The sequence below is a fragment of the Rhizobium sp. BK181 genome (assembly GCF_014193305.1).
Lineage (GTDB): Bacteria > Pseudomonadota > Alphaproteobacteria > Rhizobiales > Rhizobiaceae > Rhizobium.
In genome coordinates this window covers 421,565-440,575 of record NZ_JACHZA010000001.1, presented here as the reverse complement: position 1 = coordinate 440,575, position 19,011 = coordinate 421,565, and the positions used below count along the sequence as shown (strand labels likewise).

The 19,011-nt window shown below is 60.7% G+C and carries 19 protein-coding genes; 12 read left to right on the top strand and 7 right to left on the bottom strand.

Going from position 1 to position 19,011, the window contains the following annotated elements; translation table 11 throughout:
• Nucleotides 1–115: 115 nt before the first annotated feature.
• The 6 genes from FHT77_RS02180 to FHT77_RS02155 all read left to right on the top strand — a co-directional run bounded on the left by FHT77_RS02180 (nucleotide 116) and on the right by FHT77_RS02155 (nucleotide 5,893).
• On the top strand, nucleotides 116–2,032 hold the full coding sequence (locus FHT77_RS02180) for an AAA family ATPase (protein WP_183752117.1): 1,917 nt from the start codon (nucleotides 116–118) through the stop codon (nucleotides 2,030–2,032).
• 9 nt (nucleotides 2,033–2,041) lie between these two features.
• Nucleotides 2,042–2,587 (top strand): metallophosphoesterase family protein, encoded by a 546-nt coding sequence (locus FHT77_RS02175; protein ID WP_183752116.1) that lies wholly within the window; start codon nucleotides 2,042–2,044, stop codon nucleotides 2,585–2,587.
• Nucleotides 2,584–3,036: a hypothetical protein gene (locus FHT77_RS02170; RefSeq protein ID WP_183752114.1), complete on the top strand. Its 453-nt coding sequence runs from the start codon at nucleotides 2,584–2,586 to the stop codon at nucleotides 3,034–3,036. Before FHT77_RS02175 ends, FHT77_RS02170 begins: the two co-directional genes overlap by 4 nt.
• 307 nt (nucleotides 3,037–3,343) lie before the next feature.
• Nucleotides 3,344–3,826: a hypothetical protein gene (locus FHT77_RS02165; RefSeq protein WP_183752112.1), complete on the top strand. Its 483-nt coding sequence runs from the start codon at nucleotides 3,344–3,346 to the stop codon at nucleotides 3,824–3,826.
• 9 nt (nucleotides 3,827–3,835) lie between these two features.
• Nucleotides 3,836–5,365 (top strand): hypothetical protein, encoded by a 1,530-nt coding sequence (locus FHT77_RS02160; RefSeq protein ID WP_183752110.1) that lies wholly within the window; start codon nucleotides 3,836–3,838, stop codon nucleotides 5,363–5,365.
• A gap of 294 nt (nucleotides 5,366–5,659) precedes the next feature.
• A complete protein-coding gene (locus tag FHT77_RS02155) occupies nucleotides 5,660–5,893 on the top strand; it encodes a hypothetical protein (protein ID WP_183752108.1) in 234 nt (77 codons plus the stop codon).
• 112 nt (nucleotides 5,894–6,005) lie between these two features.
• Here the strand turns inward: FHT77_RS02155 and FHT77_RS02150 are convergent, their stop codons facing one another.
• Complete coding sequence (locus FHT77_RS02150) at nucleotides 6,006–6,221, bottom strand: hypothetical protein (RefSeq protein ID WP_016553119.1); 216 nt, start codon at nucleotides 6,219–6,221, stop codon at nucleotides 6,006–6,008.
• Nucleotides 6,222–6,349: 128 nt separating this feature from the next.
• On the opposite strand from FHT77_RS02150, the gene FHT77_RS02145 reads away from it, so the two are divergent.
• Entirely contained in the window at nucleotides 6,350–7,171 is an 822-nt protein-coding gene (locus tag FHT77_RS02145) for a bifunctional allantoicase/(S)-ureidoglycine aminohydrolase (protein ID WP_183752106.1), read from the top strand.
• A gap of 268 nt (nucleotides 7,172–7,439) precedes the next feature.
• Nucleotides 7,440–9,278 (top strand): ABC transporter ATP-binding protein, encoded by a 1,839-nt coding sequence (locus FHT77_RS02140; protein ID WP_183752105.1) that lies wholly within the window; start codon nucleotides 7,440–7,442, stop codon nucleotides 9,276–9,278.
• Between the two features lie 44 nt (nucleotides 9,279–9,322).
• On the opposite strand, the gene cysN is transcribed toward FHT77_RS02140, so the two are convergent.
• The 3 genes from cysN to FHT77_RS02125 all read right to left on the bottom strand — a co-directional run bounded on the left by cysN (nucleotide 9,323) and on the right by FHT77_RS02125 (nucleotide 12,624).
• Nucleotides 9,323–10,810: a sulfate adenylyltransferase subunit CysN gene (cysN, locus tag FHT77_RS02135; RefSeq protein ID WP_183752103.1), complete on the bottom strand. Its 1,488-nt coding sequence runs from the start codon at nucleotides 10,808–10,810 to the stop codon at nucleotides 9,323–9,325.
• A 1-nt stretch (nucleotide 10,811) separates the two neighbouring features.
• Entirely contained in the window at nucleotides 10,812–11,765 is a 954-nt protein-coding gene (cysD, locus tag FHT77_RS02130) for a sulfate adenylyltransferase subunit CysD (RefSeq protein WP_183752101.1), read from the bottom strand.
• Between the two features lie 112 nt (nucleotides 11,766–11,877).
• Complete coding sequence (locus FHT77_RS02125) at nucleotides 11,878–12,624, bottom strand: phosphoadenylyl-sulfate reductase (RefSeq protein WP_183752099.1); 747 nt, start codon at nucleotides 12,622–12,624, stop codon at nucleotides 11,878–11,880.
• A gap of 412 nt (nucleotides 12,625–13,036) precedes the next feature.
• Here FHT77_RS02125 and FHT77_RS02120 point away from each other — a divergent pair, with 412 nt between their 5' ends.
• The 3 genes from FHT77_RS02120 to FHT77_RS02110 all read left to right on the top strand — a co-directional run bounded on the left by FHT77_RS02120 (nucleotide 13,037) and on the right by FHT77_RS02110 (nucleotide 14,480).
• Nucleotides 13,037–13,483: an RrF2 family transcriptional regulator gene (locus FHT77_RS02120; protein ID WP_183752097.1), complete on the top strand. Its 447-nt coding sequence runs from the start codon at nucleotides 13,037–13,039 to the stop codon at nucleotides 13,481–13,483.
• A 130-nt stretch (nucleotides 13,484–13,613) separates the two neighbouring features.
• Nucleotides 13,614–14,000, top strand: coding sequence for a DUF6152 family protein (locus tag FHT77_RS02115; protein WP_183752095.1), 387 nt, complete (start codon nucleotides 13,614–13,616; stop codon nucleotides 13,998–14,000).
• Between the two features lie 3 nt (nucleotides 14,001–14,003).
• Nucleotides 14,004–14,480, top strand: coding sequence for a DUF6644 family protein (locus tag FHT77_RS02110; RefSeq protein WP_183752093.1), 477 nt, complete (start codon nucleotides 14,004–14,006; stop codon nucleotides 14,478–14,480).
• A gap of 15 nt (nucleotides 14,481–14,495) precedes the next feature.
• Here FHT77_RS02110 and betA read toward each other — a convergent pair whose 3' ends face one another.
• The 3 genes from betA to betI all read right to left on the bottom strand — a co-directional run bounded on the left by betA (nucleotide 14,496) and on the right by betI (nucleotide 18,320).
• Nucleotides 14,496–16,148, bottom strand: a complete 1,653-nt coding sequence (gene betA, locus FHT77_RS02105; protein WP_183752091.1) for a choline dehydrogenase — start codon at nucleotides 16,146–16,148, stop codon at nucleotides 14,496–14,498.
• 106 nt (nucleotides 16,149–16,254) lie between these two features.
• The gene (gene betB / locus FHT77_RS02100) at nucleotides 16,255–17,724 is read right to left on the bottom strand and encodes a betaine-aldehyde dehydrogenase (RefSeq protein WP_183752089.1); all 1,470 of its coding nucleotides are present in this window, start codon (nucleotides 17,722–17,724) and stop codon (nucleotides 16,255–16,257) included.
• Nucleotides 17,721–18,320, bottom strand: coding sequence for a transcriptional regulator BetI (gene betI / locus FHT77_RS02095; protein ID WP_183752087.1), 600 nt, complete (start codon nucleotides 18,318–18,320; stop codon nucleotides 17,721–17,723). Before betI ends, betB begins: the two co-directional genes overlap by 4 nt.
• Nucleotides 18,321–18,449: 129 nt before the next feature.
• Between betI and FHT77_RS02090 the strand changes: the two genes are divergently transcribed.
• Nucleotides 18,450–18,998, top strand: coding sequence for an HdeD family acid-resistance protein (locus FHT77_RS02090; protein ID WP_183752085.1), 549 nt, complete (start codon nucleotides 18,450–18,452; stop codon nucleotides 18,996–18,998).
• The last annotated feature ends 13 nt before the right edge of the window (nucleotides 18,999–19,011 follow it).

Genomic DNA, 19,011 nt, shown 5'->3' with positions numbered 1-19,011 from the left:
GCATGGTTGCGCAACTCGAACTGGAGCCAACTGAAATGAAGACCCTGCGAATACGCCATTAGCCCTGTCGCGCATCCATCCCGGATGCCAGCTATTGGTTTTTGCAGGAGGCCCCATGGCTTATAAAAGCCGTCCGGACTATGAGCGCGTTCTCGCTCGTCTTCATATTGACCGCATTGTTGCTGGGCTGGGCTTGGCACCACGCGGCGTTCATCTTGTTATCGTGCCAGAGACGACCGACGCAGCAATCTGGGAAGACGAAGGTTATCTCGCGCTGCGCGACTTGGCATCCGCGCGCAAACTTGACGTCCAAGACTTCGTTGACGACACCGACGACGACGTCTTGATCAGCGTCTCGAAACTCAAGCCGGGATACGGAATTGACGTCGGCCTCAGCTCGACACCGCCCGCGGCGTTTCTCATTTTCGCAAACGGCAGTGATGCCAAGCACCCGACAGTGACGCTTGCCGACGGCATCATTGAAGTTGAGTTCGCGACCGACCTTGTTGTCGAGGCGGCAGCACGATTTGGGCGTGTGATCAGCCATGCCGAAGCGCAAACGTTGGTCGGGCTCCCGTGGCGTCGTCGTCGTTTCGCGCTTCTGTCGCCGCGACCGATCGAAGAGACCTATCGGCTGCACATGGCAGTCTCGGAAGCAGAGTCCGAGGCAGCGGCAAAGGAAGCGAAAGGAAAGGAACCTCCGCGTTCTATCCCTGACGTCACTCCGCTCGAAGAGCTTTCGGGCTACGGTGCGGCTAAAGATTGGGGTCTTGAACTCATGCGCGATGTCTCTGACTGGCGCGCCGGTCGCATCACGTGGACCGACGTCGACGGAGCCGTCCTTTTGTCCGGACCGCCTGGCGTGGGAAAGACGACGTTCGCGGCAGCCTTGGCGAAATCTCTGGACGCTAATTTCATTGCCGGTGGCTACGCAGCCTGGATTTCCAACGGCGAAGCCCATCAGGGCGATCTCATCAAGGCCATGCGCGCGTCTTTCGACGCCGCCCGCGCCTGCGCGCCGTCGGTCATCCTCATCGACGAGTGCGATTCCTTTGTCCAGCGCGGTTCCATCGGACATGCGAGAGCCGATGAGTGGATGCGCGGGGTCGTCAATGCTCTGCTGGAGTGCATGGACGGTGCGCTGGAACGCGAAGGCGTCATCGTCGTCGCGGCCGCGAATGACATCTCTGGTGTCGATCAGGCGCTGCGCCGCTCGGGACGCCTCGACCGGCACATCGAGATCGGTCTTCCGAACGCCGAGGCCCGGGTGGCTATCTTGGAGCAACACCTGGGCGTCCAGCTCCCGACTTTGAGCGTCGTTCCGGATCGCTCAGCAGGCATGTCGGGCGCTGACCTGGAACGGGTTGCACGCGAGGCTCGGCGACTGGCCCGACGTGAGGGAGTTGCCGTCAATGTCAAACACCTGCTGAAGTCTCTTCCGAAGCGCGAACGCCGCTCCAAGGAAGACATTCACGCCGTGGCCGTGCACGAGGCGGCCCATGCGTTGGTCGCCGCAACACTCGGATTTGAAGTCATGGAAGTATTCATCGCAAAAGACCGTGGCATTGACGATGTGATCGCAGGAGCAGCGGTCATCAAGCAACGTGACGGCCAACACGACGTCGGTTGGTTCATGGATCGCCTCGCACAGTTGCTCGCTGGCGTCGCGGCGGAGCGGATGGTCTTCGGAACTCATGCCGAAGGCTGCGTCGCCGACCTTGCCGAGGCGTCTAACGTTGCGACGTACATGCTGTCGTCGTTGGGCATGGGCGAAACACTGGTGTCCGATGGTCATCGCGATCCGGTGGCGCTCGTTCAGGCTCGAAACTTCGACCCGCGGCTGCGCCAGCGCGTGGAGGACATTCTTCAAGAGCAGGTCGAGCGTGCTCGTGGCATCCTTGAAGAGAACTGGTCGGCATTCGACGAGGTGGTCCAGCTCCTGCGGCTCCGCGGCCGTCTCGATGGGGCGGACGTCCATGAAGCTGTCAGCGCCTACCGGCAGCAGCCTCAACAGCTCTCGTCTGCGGTTTAGGAGCGACACATGACATTCGTGAAGAAATTCTACGTGTCGGATACGCACCTCGGCCACGAGCGGCTGCTCTTGATGCAGCCTCGCCCATTCTCTTCGATCGCGGAGCATGACGAGTACATCATCGAGAGTTGGAACTCGGTCGTCGGCGACGAGGATATTGTCTATCACCTCGGCGATTTCGCGTTCAATCTGAGCCGCGACGCCGATCGTATCCGGAACGTATTCTCGCGGCTCAAGGGACGTAAATACCTTGTTCTTGGCAACCACGACGTCGACAAGCGAGGCAACGTACACCCGACCTTGGCGTCACTGGATTGGGCAGCACGGCCAGAACATGCTCTGCGGACGACGGACGCTGGCCACGATCTCTGGCTGTCGCACTATGCCGCGCGCTCGTGGCCGAGCCAGCACTATGGCGCGATCCATTTTTACGGTCACTCACACGGCAAGCTTCCGGGAGTAGGGCGGTCTCGCGACGTCGGGGTCGATATGCCCGACGTCTTCTTCCAGCCGCGATTGTTTAGCGAGCTGACCGTGGAAATGGAGCTAGCATGACGGATATCGAGGAAGACCAGCGGCGACGGCGGGCATCCGAAATCCGATCGGCGGCGTTGGCGTATGTTCGTGAGTGCGGACGCCGTGGTGAGGTAGTCGACGTGGCTAAGTTCGCTCGACGACGTTGGCCTCGGGACGGAGCCGTAAAGCTTGCAATCATGACCCAAGCGCTCGCCGACGACATCCGAGGCGGCGTGCCTGTCGTCGACGTCTGGAGGCGCTTCGAGCTGCCGGGGAAAATTGCGCTGCACCTGACAGGCGCATCTGGATATCAGGCGCTCTACGACGTCCTCGAACGAAACGCGTTAACCCCGGGCTTCACCGCAACACAGATCGCTCGATGGGTATCCGAAGGCAGCCTCGCGGTTGAACGCGCGGCGGAAATCCTGGGTGTCGATACCAACGGAATTCAAGACTTGGTGGATAAAGCCGTCCAGCGCGGGTCGTAAATTCAAGAACTCGCAGTGGTGCTCGATATAGTTGAGTTCTTGAATTTTCTAAGTTGGCGGCTTTATATGCAGTTAATGAAAGACTTCAAATTTTAATAACCGCTAACATCCTGAATAAATTAATTAAAGAACCCGATTGCAACACTTCATCACGTTTCCGATCGCCCGCGTAAAAGTTGCAAATTAGTTGTTGACATGTTCCCGTGAGATCGTGTTTCTGCCCGGACAGAAATAACGTGGAGCATCTGAATTGGACAAAGATGACGAGTTGGACGGACTGAGTGAGGCTGAGATGAGCCGACGTCTCATGGCGGATATCGACGAGCTCATTGTGGTGCACGAACTGTATTGCAACTCCGTCAGCCGCACGCTCCATGGGGCGATCGACCTGGCTTTGGGAGAGGCTGCGGGTAGGACAACCCGGCCGTTCGACGAGGATTTCAGACATACCCTGTCGAATGCGATCTATCTGCCGATCCTCGGCGGCGAGGTGCTGCGCAATGGAGAGCGGCTCCCCAGTCCGACCTACAAGGTCAGCACGTTAGATCGGGCTATCCGCAACGGGCATCTGGAAGGCCGAAAGGAATCCAACAAGTGGACCGTCACTATCGAGGCGCTACGAGCCTGGTTGGCGCTTGGGGGCTTGTCTGAGCCTGCGAGATCAGCCCGAGCGCCGCGCACTGAGGCGGCAATTGCGGTCCGAGATAGAGAACGGAAGGCCGGTGCCACGCAGACCGCTATGTCAAAGATCGACGCCCTGATGAACAAAACCAAAGCGAAGAAGAAGTAGGAGGATAATATGGGGCGTCCCAAGGGAGGTGTCAGGGCATGGCACCATGAGAAAACAGACACCTATTTCATCAGGGACATTGACGCGGACGGAAAGCCAGTCAAGTTCTCTCTGGGGTTCGGTAAAAAAGACCCGGACTATGAGACGAAGATTGAATTGGCGAAGGCGAAGTACATCGCCGAGAAGTACGCCAACGCGAAGGTCAAAATCAAGAACCAGGATACGGCAGACGTCCTCGTTGCCGACGTCGTCAATCTGTATGTCGATGTTAGGATCGAGAACTTCGTTCCGGGCATCGACATCAAGAAGAAGGAGGTCGCGAGACCTCATGAGACCCTGAGCCGCCTACGGACGATTGTTGAGTATTTCGGTGAGATGTCACTGGACGACCTCGACATCGGGGCTCGTGACGATTTTGTCCGTTTCCTGAGAGATCGGACGCGACAGCGCGCTCGAGAGGCTCACGCCAAAAAGCTAGCGGCATATTTGGAGGCGAAGAAGAAATGGGATGCGGCCGAAGCCGCTCGAGTCGCCAGCGGCCGCACCTATCGGGAGATCAAGCGGAAGCTTCCCGACAATCCCGGCACCTTCGACGTAAGTAGCGTCGAGTTTGCCGCACAGTCGGCGCGGCGATATCTCCAGGATTTGAATGCCGCGCTAACCTGCGCGCACGAGCGCCGGCTCACGAGAGCGCACGTGAAAATCCCGCTGACTGGCAAGTACGAGGCCCGCACAACGGTATTCGACGAGAAGCAGGTAGCGAGGCTCTACCTCCATGCCTACTTCAAGCGCGGCCTGGGCTGGGTCGATGGGCATCCTAAGAAAGAAGTGTTTATCTGGCGTCATCTGGCCAGGTTCATCCTGCTCGCGTTTTTCACGGGATCGCGAAAAACGGATGTATCGCTCGCTAGCTTCCGGAACGAAGGAGACAGGCCTTGGATCGAGCTGAAGGAGGTCTTGAACCCCGCTACCAGGCGAACGGAGTGGAAAGCGTGGCTCCACAGGCTCGGCGAGGACGAGATCGAGTACGATACCAAGAAGGCACCCAAGATCGAACTTCCACCGATCCTGACTCGTTTCTGCGTGAAGTGGAAAAAGCAGGGAATCATCTATCCGTGCATGTATCCCTACAGCAGCAACGACAAGGAGGAGCCTGGCGAGATCGCACGGGCGATGCGCAAATGCTTTCGTGAAGTACTGGGCGAGGATACCGATGCGGTAATCCATACCTTCCGACACACAGCGGCGACCATGTTGGTCAGGCAGCCCAAGCTGACGCTCATCGCCATCGCGGGGTATTTGGGAATGACCGTCGAAACGCTGGTCAACACCTATGCCAAGGTCGAGGAGAAGGACCTCAAGACGGTCACCGACGCCTTCGCCGGTATGGGAGATTTCACAGTAAAATGGGGCGAAGCCATCGGACAGGAACTGACAGAAACTGACAGAAACCAAATTGCCCCGTTTGCCTTGGAATCGCCCGAAAACGGAAAAAGCGTAATGAGATCAATTATTAACGGTCTAAAACAGGCTGCGTAGCTACTTCGGCCTCCACGTTCGGGACGTGGGGGTCGAGTGTTCGAATCACTCCACTCCGACCAGCCGAAAAGCCCGCGAAAGCGGGCTTTTTTCTTTGCTTGCCGCCCAGGTCATGGCGCGGCAGCACCGGCCCTTTGCTCTCACCGCTTTGCCGAAAGGCCTGCTTCGTCGGCGTCGCAAACAGACGCCTAATTGTCGCTTTTCGGTATTCATAAATATAAGCTAGGACTAAAGTACCGTCCTTCACACAAAATATATCAGACAAGCGCGCGTCGAGCGGGCGAGGAACAGTGCATGAAGGCCTCGGAGTACAGAGCTGCGGTTGCCGTCACGGGACTGGGCGCCGCGGGTGTCGAAAGGCTGTTTGGTGTCGACCAGATCACGTCGCGTCGCTGGGCTTCAGGCGAAGTCGAAGTGCCGCGCGCGGTCGGCCTATGCCTGCTGTTGATGGCGTCGGCGAACGTTTCGGTGGCGCAGGCTGAGATACTGGCCGACGACACCGATACTGGACTTGCCAAGATCGCCTGAGTATCCGTCCGCTCATCGCGAAATCGGAGTGCAAGACCGGTCTGGCTCGACGCATCCGCGTCGCCCTACCTTGCGGACAGGCGGCGAGATTGTCCGGTTTTGACGTATATCCTTACACCCCAAGAATGGCATCGATCTCGGCAATCAGGGCGGCATAGCTCTCGATATGTCGATAATACTCGTTGCGGATCTGTTCGGTGATGTCGGAGAGCGGGCCGGATCCCTCGGCACGGAAGTGCTTCACATCATTCTCCGTCATGGATTTGAGGTTGCCCTCGTACTCCTTGACCTTCTCAGCATAGTCTTCCCGAAGTTTTTCCAGACTCATGGCATCTCTCCTCAGGCGGCCAGGCGCTGTGGACATTCTGCCGCGTGGTGGCGGCAATCTAAAGGTTGCCTAGAATAGATGCGGCGCTTAAAGCAGATTGACAATCCCGGCCCGTGAAAAGTGAATCAATGAGCAAAGCAAACTTTTATTCCGACATGGGCGGCCTGCCGCCGCAGACCGAACTCCTGTCCAGCAAGGCCGTGTTCACGACAGCCTATGCGGTCATCCCCCGCAGCGTGATGACGGACATCGTCACCAGCTATTTCCCGCACTGGGAAGGCACGCGCGCCTGGGTGATTTCCCGCCCGCTGACCGGTTTTTCCGAGACGTTTTCGCAGTACATCATGGAAGTGCAGCCGGGTGGCGGCAGCGACCGGCCAGAACCTGAGAAGCGCGCCGAAGGCGTGCTCTTCGTGGTCGACGGAGAGATGACCGTCGAGTTCGAGGGCGCCTCGCATGCAATGCGCCCTGGTTCCTTCGCCTTCCTGCCTGCCGGCTCCCGCTGGACGCTGTGGAACAAGAGCGCGGCGCCCGTGAAGTTCCACTGGATCCGCAAGGCGTTCCAGGACGTCGAAGGGCAGGATCCGCCGCCGGCGATCTTCACGCATGAGGAAAATCATCCGCCGCAGCCGATGCCCGACACCGACGATGCCTGGGCAACGACCCGCTTCATCGATCCGGCCGATCTTCGTTACGACATGCACGTCACCATCGTCACCTTCGAGCCGGGCGGCGTCATTCCGTTCATGGAAACGCATGTGATGGAGCACGGCCTCTACGTCCTCGAGGGCAGGGCGGTCTATCGCCTCAACAAGGATTGGGTCGAGGTGGAAGCCGGCGACTTCATGTGGCTGCGCGCCTTCTGCCCGCAGGCCTGCTATGCCGGCGGTCCGGGCCGCTTCCGCTACCTGCTCTATAAGGATGTCAACCGCCATATGCCGCTGTGGTAGGCGCGCTGGCGAGGCCGACAAACCGGGGCCGTCAAGCAGGACGCCGGCATATGAGCTGACATACCCGGTGCTGGTTTTGCATTCTGGCGACGCCAGCGCCGACTGTTGCGCGCAGATGACATCTCGCGCCTTTCGCCCGCATCGATATTGAGAAGACCGCGCTTGTCTGCGATGCTTGGGTCTCAATTCCTGCAGCTTCGGGAGACCAACATGAAAACGATCCTGTCCAACCAGAAAGGAAACATCGACCACAAGGACATGACGCTTCATGATTTCTCGGTTCTCGCGCGCAAGGAAAAGCACGCCACGCCATAAACCCTCTCTTTGGGTCTTCCGGACCCGGCAGATCGATGCCGACCGTGAACGCCAGCCATCGCGCTGGCGCAAATTTCTCTCCTACTATCGGCCGCATCTGCCTTTGCTGCTGGCGGACCTGTTTTGTGCAATCCTCGTTGCTGGCACGGCGATCGCGCTGCCGCTCTGCGCCAACTACGTCACGCGCTATCTTTTGACGCTGAGCGATACGCCGCAGGCCTTCGGGGAGATCCTGGTTATCGGGGCCGCCATGCTCGCGATCCTCGTGCTCCAGAGCGTCGCCATCTTCTTTGTCGACTATCAGGGCCATGTGATGGGTGCCCGGATCGAGGCGGCGGTTCGCCAAGAGCTCTTCGAGCACTGCCAGAAGCTCTCGTTCAGCTTCCACGACACGCAGCGCACCGGTCAGCTGATGAGCCGCATCACCAATGATTCACTGTGGTTGGGTGAGCTTTTCCACCATGGTCCCGAAGACCTCTCCATCGCCGTGCTCAAATATGGCGGGGCAATGGTTGTCCTGTTCTACATCGATCCGCCGTTGGCCGGCATCATCCTTCTGCTTACGCCGCTGGCCATCGCCTATGCGTTGCATTTCAATCGACGCATGAACCGCGCGCTCGACGCCAGCAAGCAACAGATCGCCGCCGTCAACGAGCGCGTCGAAGATGCCTTGGCTGGCATTCGTGTCGTCCAGTCCTTCGCCAACGAGGCCAGGGAGAAGGAGCGCTTCGCCGATCTCAATCAGGGCTTTCTCCGCAGCCGTGCTGACGGCTACCGCAGCGAGGCCTGGTTCTCCGTCGGGACGGAGACCTTCGCGCAGCTCATCACCATCCTTGTCATCATCGTCGGGGCTATCCGCATCCTGACGGCGGAGCTCACCGTCGCCGATCTCCTGACGTTCCTGCTTTGCGTGGCTGTGCTGGTCGATCCTGTAAGACGGCTCGCCAACTTCGTACGGCTTTGGCAGGAGGGCTACACCGGTTTCGTCAGGGCCATGGAGATACTGGAGATCGCACCTGACATCACGGACCGGCCCGGAGCCCGGCCTTTGTCGGTTCCTCACGGGGAAATCGCCTTCTCCGAGGTCACGTTCGGCTATGCTGACGAAGGCGCCAGCGTGCTCGACAATGTTTCCCTGACCATCGCGCCGGGCGAGTTCGTGGCTTTGGTGGGACCTTCAGGCGTGGGCAAGAGCACGCTTTGCGCACTCATCCCACGCTTCTACGACATCCAGTCCGGGGCAATCCGCATTGATGGTGCCGACCTTCGCGGCGTGACGTTGGCGTCGCTGCGCCGCCATATCGGCATCGTACAGCAGGATGTGTATCTGTTCGCCGGCACGATAGCGGAAAACCTGCGCTACGGACGGCCGGACGCGACGGATGCCGAAGTGGTGGCCGCCGCTCGTGCCGCGAACGCGCATGATTTCATCATGGCGCTACCTGACGGCTACGACACCGATATCGGGCAACGCGGCGTTAAGCTCTCGGGCGGCCAGCGCCAGCGTCTCACGATCGCTCGCGTTTTCCTCAAGGACCCAGCGATCCTGATCTTCGATGAGGCGACCAGCGCGTTGGACAACGAGAGTGAACGCGCGGTGCAGCGTGCGCTGCTGAGTTTGGCGAAAGGGAGAACAACGCTGGTGATCGCCCACCGTCTGTCGACCGTTCGCCACGCCGACCGCATTCTGGTTCTCACGGGCGATGGCATCGTCGAGCACGGCACCCATGAGGATCTCATGGCCCATGACGGGGTCTATGCCAACCTGCATCGGGTGCAGGCGAGCATGTAGAAATCGTGGCCCGCTCGATTGGAGCGGGCCACGGCAAACATTCGTTAGATGTCGCTGGCCGCGTTCGACCAGAGGTCGGATGCTTCGGCGGCCGTCATGCGCCGCACTTCCGCCTCGTGGCGGCGATTGGCGAAGAGTTCGCTTGCCATGATCTGGTCGGCAAGATCTGCCGGCAGAGACAGGATCACGCGGGCGTCGCCGCCATGGATGCCGCCGAGTTCGCTGCGCTTTCCTGATATCATGCCGCCGGCCACCGTGTTGTTGGTGTCGGGATCGATCAGGATGAAGGAGCCGGATGCGCGGTTCTGCTCATAAGGGTCGAAGATCGCCTGTTCGTCGAAGGCGAGGCGCACTTTGCCGATCGCGTTCATGTAGAGCGTATCCACTGGAGCCCAGGCGCCGGTCTTCAGCTCAAGCTGTGCCACTGGCTGCACCTGCACGCGCTGACGACGGCTACCGCTCTTCAGCCAGTAGCGCTTGCCGGCTTCTATGCCCTCAGGCTGCAACGCCACGATCTGTGCGTCGAAAGACAGGCCAACCTGCGGCTGGCTGTCGATCGAGACGATCATGTCGCCGCGGGCAACGTCCACCTGCCGGTCGAGGACCAGCGTGATCGCGTCGCCGGCAACGGCGGCGTTGCGGACGAGATCGAAGGTTACGATCTTGGTGACGTTGGCGACCATGCCCGACGGCAGGATCATGACGCTGTCACCCGGCTTGACGGAACCGCCGGCAACCGTGCCCTGGTAGCCACGGAAGCTTTCGCCCGGACGCGACACGCGCTGCACGGAGAAGCGGAAGCCGGTCGCCTGCGACGAGCGGACGGTGGCAAGCTCGAGCGTCTCGACCAGCGTCGGGCCGGCATACCACGGCATCGCTGCTTCGCCGGAGTAGACGACGTTCTCGCCCTTCAAGGCCGACATCGGGATCGCGGTGATCTGCTTGACGCCGAGCGACAGCGCGAATTCGCGGAACTCGTGCGTGATCTTGTCGAAGCCGGCGCGATCATAGTTCGTCAGGTCGATCTTGTTGACCGCAAGCACGAACTGCTTGATGCCGAGCAGAGAGGCGATCGTTGCGTGACGGCGCGTCTGCTCCAGAATGCCGGCGCGTGCATCGACGAGCAGCACGGCGAGATCGGCGGTGGATGCGCCGGTCGCCATGTTGCGGGTGTACTGCTCATGGCCGGGCGTGTCGGCAACGATGAAGGAACGCTTGTCGGTCGAGAAGTAGCGGTAGGCGACATCGATGGTGATGCCCTGTTCGCGCTCGGCCTGCAGGCCGTCGAGCAGCAACGCGAAGTCGGGCAGACCGAGATCGTTCTGCTTGCCGGTGGAATCGCGCTGCAGCGTGGCGGCCTGGTCTTCCTTGACTGCCTTGGTGTCCCAAAGCAGGCGGCCGATCAGGGTGGACTTGCCATCATCGACGCTGCCGCAGGTGATGAGGCGCAGCGGTCGCGAGTCGCGGGTCGCCGTCGCGGGTTCTGCGGCGGGCACGGCGAGGGCGTGTGCGGCGGTTACGGCTGCGGTCATCTCAGAAATATCCTTCACGCTTCTTCTTTTCCATGGAACCGGACTGGTCGCGGTCGATGGCGCGGCCCTGTCGTTCGGAAACCGTGGCGATTTCCAGCTCCGCGATGATGTCTTCAAGGGTAGTGGCGGTTGAGCGGATCGCGCCCGTCAGCGGGAAGCAGCCGAGCGTGCGAAAGCGGATGGAATCTTCATGCTTCATTTCGCCGGGCAACAGTTCGAGCCGCGGATCGGAGGCAGCGATCATCATGCCGTCGCGCTCCACATAGGGGCGCTTTGCCGCGAAATAGAGCGGCACGATCGGGATGCCCTCCGCCTGAATGTAGCGCCAGATGTCGACCTCGGTCCAGTTCGACAGCGGGAAGACGCGAACGCTTTCGCCCTTGCGGATCTGGCCGTTGTAGACGTTCCAGAGTTCCGGGCGCTGGTTGCGCGGATCCCAGCGATGGTCAGGCGTGCGGAAGGAATAGATGCGCTCCTTGGCGCGGCTGGCTTCCTCGTCGCGGCGCGCGCCGCCGAAGGCTGCATCGAACTTTCCGGCGTCGAGCGCATTGCGCAGCGCTTCCGTCTTCATGATGTCGGTGTAGCGCGCCGAGCCATAGGTGAACGGCGTAATGTTTTCGGCGGCACCGCGCGGATTGATGTGCTCGATCAGGTCGAGATCGTACTTCTTCACGATCTCGTCGCGGAAGGTAATCATCTCCGCGAACTTCCAGCCGGTGTTCACGTGCAGCAGTGGGAAGGGGACGCGACCGGGGTAGAACGCCTTGCGTGCGAGATGCAGCAGGACCGACGAGTCCTTGCCGATCGAGTAGAGCATGACGGGCTTCTCGAACTCGGCTGCGACTTCCCGGAAAATGTGGATCGCTTCGTTTTCAAGCGCCTTCAAATGCGGGTCGAGCGGCGGCTTGGCGCTCTGGGGATTGCTGAGTTCCGTATCCGGACGGCTATCGGGCATTTCTAACTCCAGACTTCGATCATTCCAGAAAGGGAGGCATCCGGAACGAGGTGCATTTCAGACTTCAGGGAGCGCAGGCCGGAAGCCGCGCTCCGATCCCGAAGTCGACGGGTTACTGTTGTGCGGCAATCGCCGAGGCTTCTTCAGCCACGTGCAGGCCGCATTCGCGTTTTTCATCCTGTTCCCACCACCAGCGGCCGGCACGTTCCGGCTCGCCGGGCTTGATCGCCCGTGTGCAGGGTTCGCATCCGATCGAGGGGTAGCCACGGGCATGCAATGGATTGACCGGCACGCTGTTGTCGGTGACGTAAGCCTTGATGACGTCGATGTCCCAATCGGCGAGCGGGTTGACCTTCAACAGGTGGCGCTCGGCGTCATACTCGGCAAACGGCGTTTCCGCGCGGTTGGCCGACTGGCCGCGGCGCAGACCGGTGATCCAGATGGTTGCCCCATCGAGTGCGCGCGCAAGCGGCTTCAGCTTGCGCACGCCACAACAGGCATGTCTGGCTTCGACGCTTTCGTAGAAGCCGTTCAGGCCGTATTTTGCGGCATAGGCGTCGATATCGGCCTGCTCCGGTTCGTAGCGGCTGATGTGGATGTCGTATTGCTTCTCGGTCTCGTCGATCAGCGCCAGCGTTTCCGGAAACAGACGTCCCGTCTGCAGCGTCGCGACGTCGATCGGCAGGCGGTGATTGCCGATTTCGGCAGTGATGACCTGGTCTTCGATGCCGAGGGACGTAGTAAAGACGACGCGGCCACCGAGACCGGCGACGAACGACAGACGCCCGGCAAGGTCAAGGCCTGAGAGTTTCGCGTTCAGCGTTTCCGCTTCAGCGTTTGGATTGGCAGCAACAGTCATGGGGATCCTGTCCTTGATGTTGGCCGGAGTATCGCAGGTCAGGCTTGGATCGGACAGAAAAACGGATTTCGAAAGCGGCGGCGATAGGAGCAAATATCTCTCCCCGGCCGCTGCAATGCGGAAAAGCAGCCGCGCCAGCAATGGTTCGCAGCGGTCAAACTAATTGTCTATTGAATTAGTAGAGTAACACGTTGCCTGTCAATCGGAAATGTGAAGTGATGACATCTAGGGCGCATTTTGGCGTAAATTTCGACTATTGGCCGAGGGTGAAAAAACAAGGCCAAAAACCTTGTCTCTCAAGGGTTTCGCCTGCTTGTTCAAATTCCGTTCATGCGGCGCATGCCATAGAGGCAGGACAGAGCTTGCGGTGGGTTCCTGATTCCGCCCGCCATGTGTGTGTCGACGGTCAAAGATGATTACGCAGAAGGCAAAATATGCGCTAAGGGCGCTGACAGTATTGGCGGCAGCCGATGACGGCGAGCCGGTGATGATTTCCGACATCGCGGCGCAGCAGAAGATACCGAAGAAATTCCTCGAACAGATTTTGCTCGACCTGAAACATCAAGGTATCGTCGTCAGCCGTCGTGGCAAACAGGGCGGCTATCTCCTGCTGAAGCCGGCCGACATGATCACCTTCGGCGAGGTATTACGCATCATCGACGGCCCGATCGCACCGCTTCCATGCCTGTCGATCACTGCCTATCGCAAGTGCGACGACTGCGATGGTGAGCAGAACTGCGAGATCCGCCACGTTTTCGCCAAGGTGGCCGATGCCACCCGCAAGGTGCTGTTCTCAACCACGATTGCCGATGCCGTTGCTCCGGCAAAGGTCGCGCAAGTAACCCGCATGCTCGCCTAGGGCTAGGTCCCATCGACCGTTGGGCCGGTCCACTTGGCATTGTGCTCCTGCCTCAAAATTCGGTGAGATAGCTTTCCGTCGCCCGATGCTGCGCCAATTCGCTCCTTTACAGAGGTAGGGAGAAACGAACATGCACGTCATGGGCGCGAAACGAATGATAGTCGGTGCAATCCTCGTAGTCACCTTGGCGACGGGAGCCGCCGCGCATCACGGCTGGTCGTGGGCCGAGGGTGAACAGACGGAATTGCGGGGTACCATCGCGAAGATAACGATGGGAGGCCCGCATCCGACCCTCGATGTTGCGACCGCCGACGACGGTTTCTGGCTTGTCGAACTTGGCAACCCCCGACAGACCGAACGCTCGGGCTTTGTCGAAGGATCGGCCAAGAAAGGCGATGCGATCGTCGTGCTTGGAAACCGCTCGCAGAAGCCCGACGAAAAGCGGATGAAGGCGGTACGGATCACGGTCGCCGACAAGCGTTTCGACATCTATCCGGAACGGATTCAGACGAACTGAGCGATGGCGATCGAGCTCCTGGAATGGCTCGCCGCAACCCCGTTGTCGTCAGGGCTGCGGCGCTCGGCGCTTGTCTACATGGCGGTCAACGCCGCCCATATCCTTTCGATCGGGCTGCTGATCGGGGCGATCCTGCCACTGGATCTGCGGCTGATGGGCTTGTTCGGCTCGCTGCCGCTGGCGGTGCTTGGCCCGTTCCTGTCACGGGCCGCGGCCGTCGGGCTTGTGGGAGCTGTTCTCACTGGCTTTGCTCTTTTCAGCGTCAAGCCGATCGAATACGCCGAAAATCCGGCCTTCCTGGCGAAGCTGGGGGTGTTGGTCCTCGGCATTTTGAACGCGGCCGTCGTCCATGCGCAAGCAGCCTGGCGACGGGCCGTGTCGGGCTCTTCGCCCGCCTTCAGCTTGCGCCTTCAGGCGGGCCTCTCCGCAGCGGTGTGGACGTCCGCGTTGCTTGCCGGTCGCTGGATCGGCTTCGTCTGATAGCGGTCGGCAGTTCTACCGATCGCTCACTTCCCAGCGCGGGTTGATCCAGGGCTCCTGGTTGGAGCGCGGCAGAGGCTGCTTGCCGAGGATATGATCGGCCGCCTTCTCTCCGGTCATGATCGAGGGCCCATTGAGGTTGCCGTAGGTGACGTGCGGGAAAATCGACGAGTCGGCGACCCGCAGACCGTCGACGCCGATGACGCGCGTCTCGGGATCGACGACGGCCATCGGGTCGGTCGTCGCGCCCATCCTGCAGGTGCCGCAGGGGTGATAGGCGCTTTCGAGGTGCTCGCGCAGGAAGGCGTCGATCTCCTCGTCGGTCTGCACTTTCTCGCCCGGCTGGATCTCCGGTCCGCGATACTGGTCGAAAGCCTTTTGGCCGAAGAGCTCGCGGGTGAGCCGCACGCAATGGCGGAATTTCTCCCAGTCCTCAGGATGGCTCATGTAGTTAAACCGAATGACGGGGTCCGCCTTCGGGTCCGACGAAGCCAGCGTGACGTTGCCGCGCGACTTCGACAAATTGTAGCCGACATGCACCTGGAAACCGTGGCTCTTGGCTGCCGCCTTGCCGTCATAGCTGATCGCCACCGGCAGGAAATGGTATTGGATGTCGGGTTGCTTGACGCCGGGCGCCGAGCGCAGGAAGGCGCACGCCTCAAACTGGTTCGAGGTGCCAAGGCCAGATTTGGTGAACATCCATTGCGCGCCGGCGACCCCCTGCCAGAACCACGGCAGCCATGAATAGAGCGAAACCGGCTTGGTGCTGACCTGCTGGAAATAGAATTCCATGTGGTCCTGCAGATTGGCGCCGACGCCCGGCCGGTTCGCCTTCACCTCGATGCCCATGTCCTGCAGGTGCGCGCCGGGGCCGATGCCCGATAGCATCAAAAGCTTCGGCGAATTGAAAGACGACGCCGAAACGATCACTTCGCGGTTGGCCTTGATGACCTCGATCTTACCGCCGCGCTCGATCTCGACACCGACTGCCCGGCCGTTCTCGATCACCACCTTCTGGGCGTGGCCGTAGACGACCTCGACGTTCGGTCGCTTCAGCGCCGGCTTCAAATAGGCAGACGCGGCCGACCAGCGACGGCCGCCGAAGATCGTCTGCTCCATCAGCCCGAAGCCTTCCTGCTTCGAGCCGTTGTAGTCGTCCGTTGCCTCGAAGCCCGCCTGCTTGCCGGCGTCGACGAAGGCACGGAACAGCGGGTTGCGGAAGACGCCGCGCTGGACGTGCAGCGGCCCGTTGGTGCCGCGCCAGCCTTCCTCGCCGCCGTGGCTGTGCTCCATCCGCTTGAAGTAAGGCAGAACGTCAGCATAGCCCCAGCCCTGCGCGCCAAGCTCTTCCCAGCGGTTATAGTCCTCGGCGTGGCCGCGCACATAGACCATGCCATTGATCGAGGAGGAGCCGCCGATCACCTTGCCGCGCGGCGCAGTGATGCGCCGGTTGTTTAGGTTCGGCTCGGGCTCCGAGAGATAGCCCCAGTTGTAGCGCTTCATGCTCATCGGCCAGGCAAGCGCCGCCGGCATCTGGATGAACGGCCCGAAATCCGAACCGCCCGCCTCGATGACGATGACGGTGTTCTTGCCGTCTTCCGAAAGCCGGTAGGCAAGTGCGGAGCCCGCCGATCCGGAGCCGATGATGACGAAATCTGCCTGCTGCATGATGTGCTTCTTTTCCGATTCCCCGCCTCATCCTGCGATCGGCTGGAGAGCCGAAGAGGACAAAGCGAAATTGAATGCTACCTGCCGGGACTGTCCGCTCGCGGTCTCAATAAGGCGCCTGCACCGGCCCCATGCCGACATAAACCGTCTTCAGTTCCGAATAGTGCTCCAGCGCGGCCAGCGAATTCTCACGTCCGAAGCCTGACTGTTTGGAGCCGCCGAACGGGATTTCGACAGGGCAGAGATTGTAGGTGTTTATCCACAGCGTGCCGGCCTCGAGCTGGTCGACGACGCGATGGCCGCGCGTCAGGTCTGATGTGAAGACGCCGGCGGAGAGGCCGAATTCAGTGGCATTGCCGCGTGCGATCACCTCGGCCTCGTCGTCGAAATCGAGCACGCACATGACAGGTCCGAAGATCTCCTCGCGAGCAATCGTCATCTCGTCGGTGACGTCGGCAAACACGGTCGGCTGCACGTAATAGCCTTCGCCGGAGACGTTGTTTGGGATGCCGCCGCCGGTCACGAGTGTCGCACCCTCGGCCTTGCCCTTCGCGATGTAGGAGAGAACCTTGTCGCGCTGCGCCCAGGATACCATCGGCCCGAGTTGCGTCGCCTCGTCCATCGGATCGCCGATCGCGATCGCCTCGGTGCGGGCTTTCAGCCGCTTCAGGAACTCAGCCTTGATCTTCCGCTGCACGAAGACGCGCGTGCCGTTCGAGCAGACCTGGCCGGTCGAATAGAAGTTGCCGAGCATGGCGCCGCCGACGGCGCTGTCGATATCCGCGTCTTCGAAAACGATCAGCGGCGACTTGCCGCCGAGCTCCATGGTGACGTGCTTGAGGCTGCCGGCAGCCGCCGCCGCGACCTTGCGGCCGGTCGGCACCGAGCCCGTCAGCGACACCTTCGCGACATCAGGGTGGTTGACCAACAGCGGTCCCGTTTCGCGATCCCCCTGGATCACATTGTAGAGCCCCTTCGGCAGGCCGGCTTCGTGCAGGATTTCAGCAATGGCAAGCGCGCCGAGCGGCGTGTTTTCCGATGGCTTGAAGACCATGGCGTTGCCGGCGGCAAGCGCCGGTGCGCCCTTCCAGCAGGCGATCTGCTGCGGATAGTTCCAGGCGCCGATGCCGACGCAGACACCAAGCGGCACGCGCTTGGTGTAAGCGAAATCGCCGCCGAGCGGGATGTAGGAGCCGTTGAGGCCGGCAGCTGCGATGCCGCCGAAGAACTCGAAGCTGTCGGCCCCCGATGTCGGATCGGCGATGATCGTTTCCTGGATCGGTTTGCCGGTATCGAGCGTTTCCAGTTCAGACAGCTCGCGGTTGCGCTCGCGAATGAGGTCGGCGGCGCGCTTGAGGATGCGACCGCGTGCGGTCGGGCTCATCGCCGCCCATTCCGGCTGGGCGCGCTTGGCCGATGCGATTGCCTTTTCGACGATGGCGGGCGTTGCCGCGTGCAGCCGGGCTATGACCTCGCCGGTCGCCGGATAGATGCTTTCGATGACGCTGCCGGCTTCATCCTCGACGAATTCGCCGTCGATGAAATGGGAGGCTTTCGGCTGGGCTCTGAGGGTCACTGGATCTGTCCTTTCGCAAGGGCGGCAAGCTGTGAATTGATGTAGTCTTCGGTAAGCGAGATCGATGCCTCGATGCTGACAGGCGCAGACCTCAGACTTTGGCGGATATAGAGCCCGTCGATCATCGCAGCCGCGCCTTCGGCAATGCGTTCTGCGGCATCGCCGGGGCAGAGCGCTTTCAGGTTGGCGACGAGGTTCGACCGCAGACGGCGGGCGTAAATGACGAGGAAGCGCCGCGTCTCTTCGGAGCGCTGAGCCTCGGCATAGAAGGCGAGCCAGGCGGCGATCGTTGCCGGCGCGAACTGGTCGGCCTGGAAGCTGACACGGATGACAGCGGAAATCTTCGCGCGCGGCGCATCCGCCGCTTTCAATGCCGTCACCGCGTCGTCGTGCAACTGCTTTAGGAGAGAGCGGACAGTTTCGATCAGCAGCTGTTCCTTGCTGCCGAAGTAATGATGCGCCAGTGCCGGCGATACACCGGCCCGTCGGGCAATTTCCGACATGGTGACGGTCAGCGAGCCGTGATCGCCAATCACGCGCAGCGCGGCATCGACGAGCGCCTTGCGGCGAACCGGCTCCATTCCGACCTTGGGCATCGCATCACTCCATGAAGATGCACCATCATAATTTTGATTGACTGATCAATCAATAAAAATCTGAAAAGGCTAACCCCTTCCAATTCCGTGTTTTTGCGGCATACTCGGTTACCAACCAGGAGGTGTGCCATGGCAGATATGTCTGATCGACTGAGCTTTTCGTCGCTGCAATCGAAATGGGGCTGGTTCGTCGCGCTGGGCATGCTTCTGATCGCCTGCGGCATCATCGCATTGGCAAATGTCATGCTCGCGACCGTTGTGTCCGTCTATTATGTCGGCGTGCTGATGCTGATCGGTGGGATCGTCTATCTGGTCCATGCGTTTCAGGTGAGGACCTGGGGACAGGTGCTGGTTTGGGCGCTGAGCGGCGTTCTCTATGTGCTGGCCGGCTTTTTTGCCTTCGAGAATCCCCTTCTGGCATCGGCGGTGTTGACGCTGTTTCTTGCGATCGCCTTGCTGATCGCCGGGGTGTTCCGGACCTGGGTCGGCTTGCGCATGCGTCCGGTCAAGGGTTGGGGCTGGGTTCTTGTCAGCGGGATCATTACCGCGCTGGCCGGGGTCGTGATTGCCACCGGATGGCCTGTCAACAGCCTCTGGATCCTCGGCCTCTTCCTCGCTTGCGACCTTCTCATTCAGGGCTGGTCCATGCTTGCTTTCGGTCTTGCCGTCCGCAGCTGAGTTATGCCCGCAA

Bases quoted from the DNA above. Each gene is read 5' to 3' on its own strand.
- FHT77_RS02180 (WP_183752117.1), top strand. From the start codon at position 116: ATGGCTTATAAAAGCCGTCCGGACTATGAGCGCGTTCTCGCTCGTCTT.
- FHT77_RS02175 (WP_183752116.1), top strand. From the start codon at position 2,042: ATGACATTCGTGAAGAAATTCTACGTGTCGGATACGCACCTCGGCCAC.
- FHT77_RS02170 (WP_183752114.1), top strand. From the start codon at position 2,584: ATGACGGATATCGAGGAAGACCAGCGGCGACGGCGGGCATCCGAAATC.
- FHT77_RS02165 (WP_183752112.1), top strand. From the start codon at position 3,344: ATGGCGGATATCGACGAGCTCATTGTGGTGCACGAACTGTATTGCAAC.
- FHT77_RS02160 (WP_183752110.1), top strand. From the start codon at position 3,836: ATGGGGCGTCCCAAGGGAGGTGTCAGGGCATGGCACCATGAGAAAACA.
- FHT77_RS02155 (WP_183752108.1), top strand. From the start codon at position 5,660: ATGAAGGCCTCGGAGTACAGAGCTGCGGTTGCCGTCACGGGACTGGGC.
- FHT77_RS02150 (WP_016553119.1), bottom strand. From the start codon at position 6,221: ATGAGTCTGGAAAAACTTCGGGAAGACTATGCTGAGAAGGTCAAGGAG.
- FHT77_RS02145 (WP_183752106.1), top strand. From the start codon at position 6,350: ATGAGCAAAGCAAACTTTTATTCCGACATGGGCGGCCTGCCGCCGCAG.
- FHT77_RS02140 (WP_183752105.1), top strand. From the start codon at position 7,440: ATGATTTCTCGGTTCTCGCGCGCAAGGAAAAGCACGCCACGCCATAAA.
- cysN (WP_183752103.1), bottom strand. From the start codon at position 10,810: ATGACCGCAGCCGTAACCGCCGCACACGCCCTCGCCGTGCCCGCCGCA.
- cysD (WP_183752101.1), bottom strand. From the start codon at position 11,765: ATGCCCGATAGCCGTCCGGATACGGAACTCAGCAATCCCCAGAGCGCC.
- FHT77_RS02125 (WP_183752099.1), bottom strand. From the start codon at position 12,624: ATGACTGTTGCTGCCAATCCAAACGCTGAAGCGGAAACGCTGAACGCG.
- FHT77_RS02120 (WP_183752097.1), top strand. From the start codon at position 13,037: ATGATTACGCAGAAGGCAAAATATGCGCTAAGGGCGCTGACAGTATTG.
- FHT77_RS02115 (WP_183752095.1), top strand. From the start codon at position 13,614: ATGCACGTCATGGGCGCGAAACGAATGATAGTCGGTGCAATCCTCGTA.
- FHT77_RS02110 (WP_183752093.1), top strand. From the start codon at position 14,004: ATGGCGATCGAGCTCCTGGAATGGCTCGCCGCAACCCCGTTGTCGTCA.
- betA (WP_183752091.1), bottom strand. From the start codon at position 16,148: ATGCAGCAGGCAGATTTCGTCATCATCGGCTCCGGATCGGCGGGCTCC.
- betI (WP_183752087.1), bottom strand. From the start codon at position 18,320: ATGCCCAAGGTCGGAATGGAGCCGGTTCGCCGCAAGGCGCTCGTCGAT.
- FHT77_RS02090 (WP_183752085.1), top strand. From the start codon at position 18,450: ATGGCAGATATGTCTGATCGACTGAGCTTTTCGTCGCTGCAATCGAAA.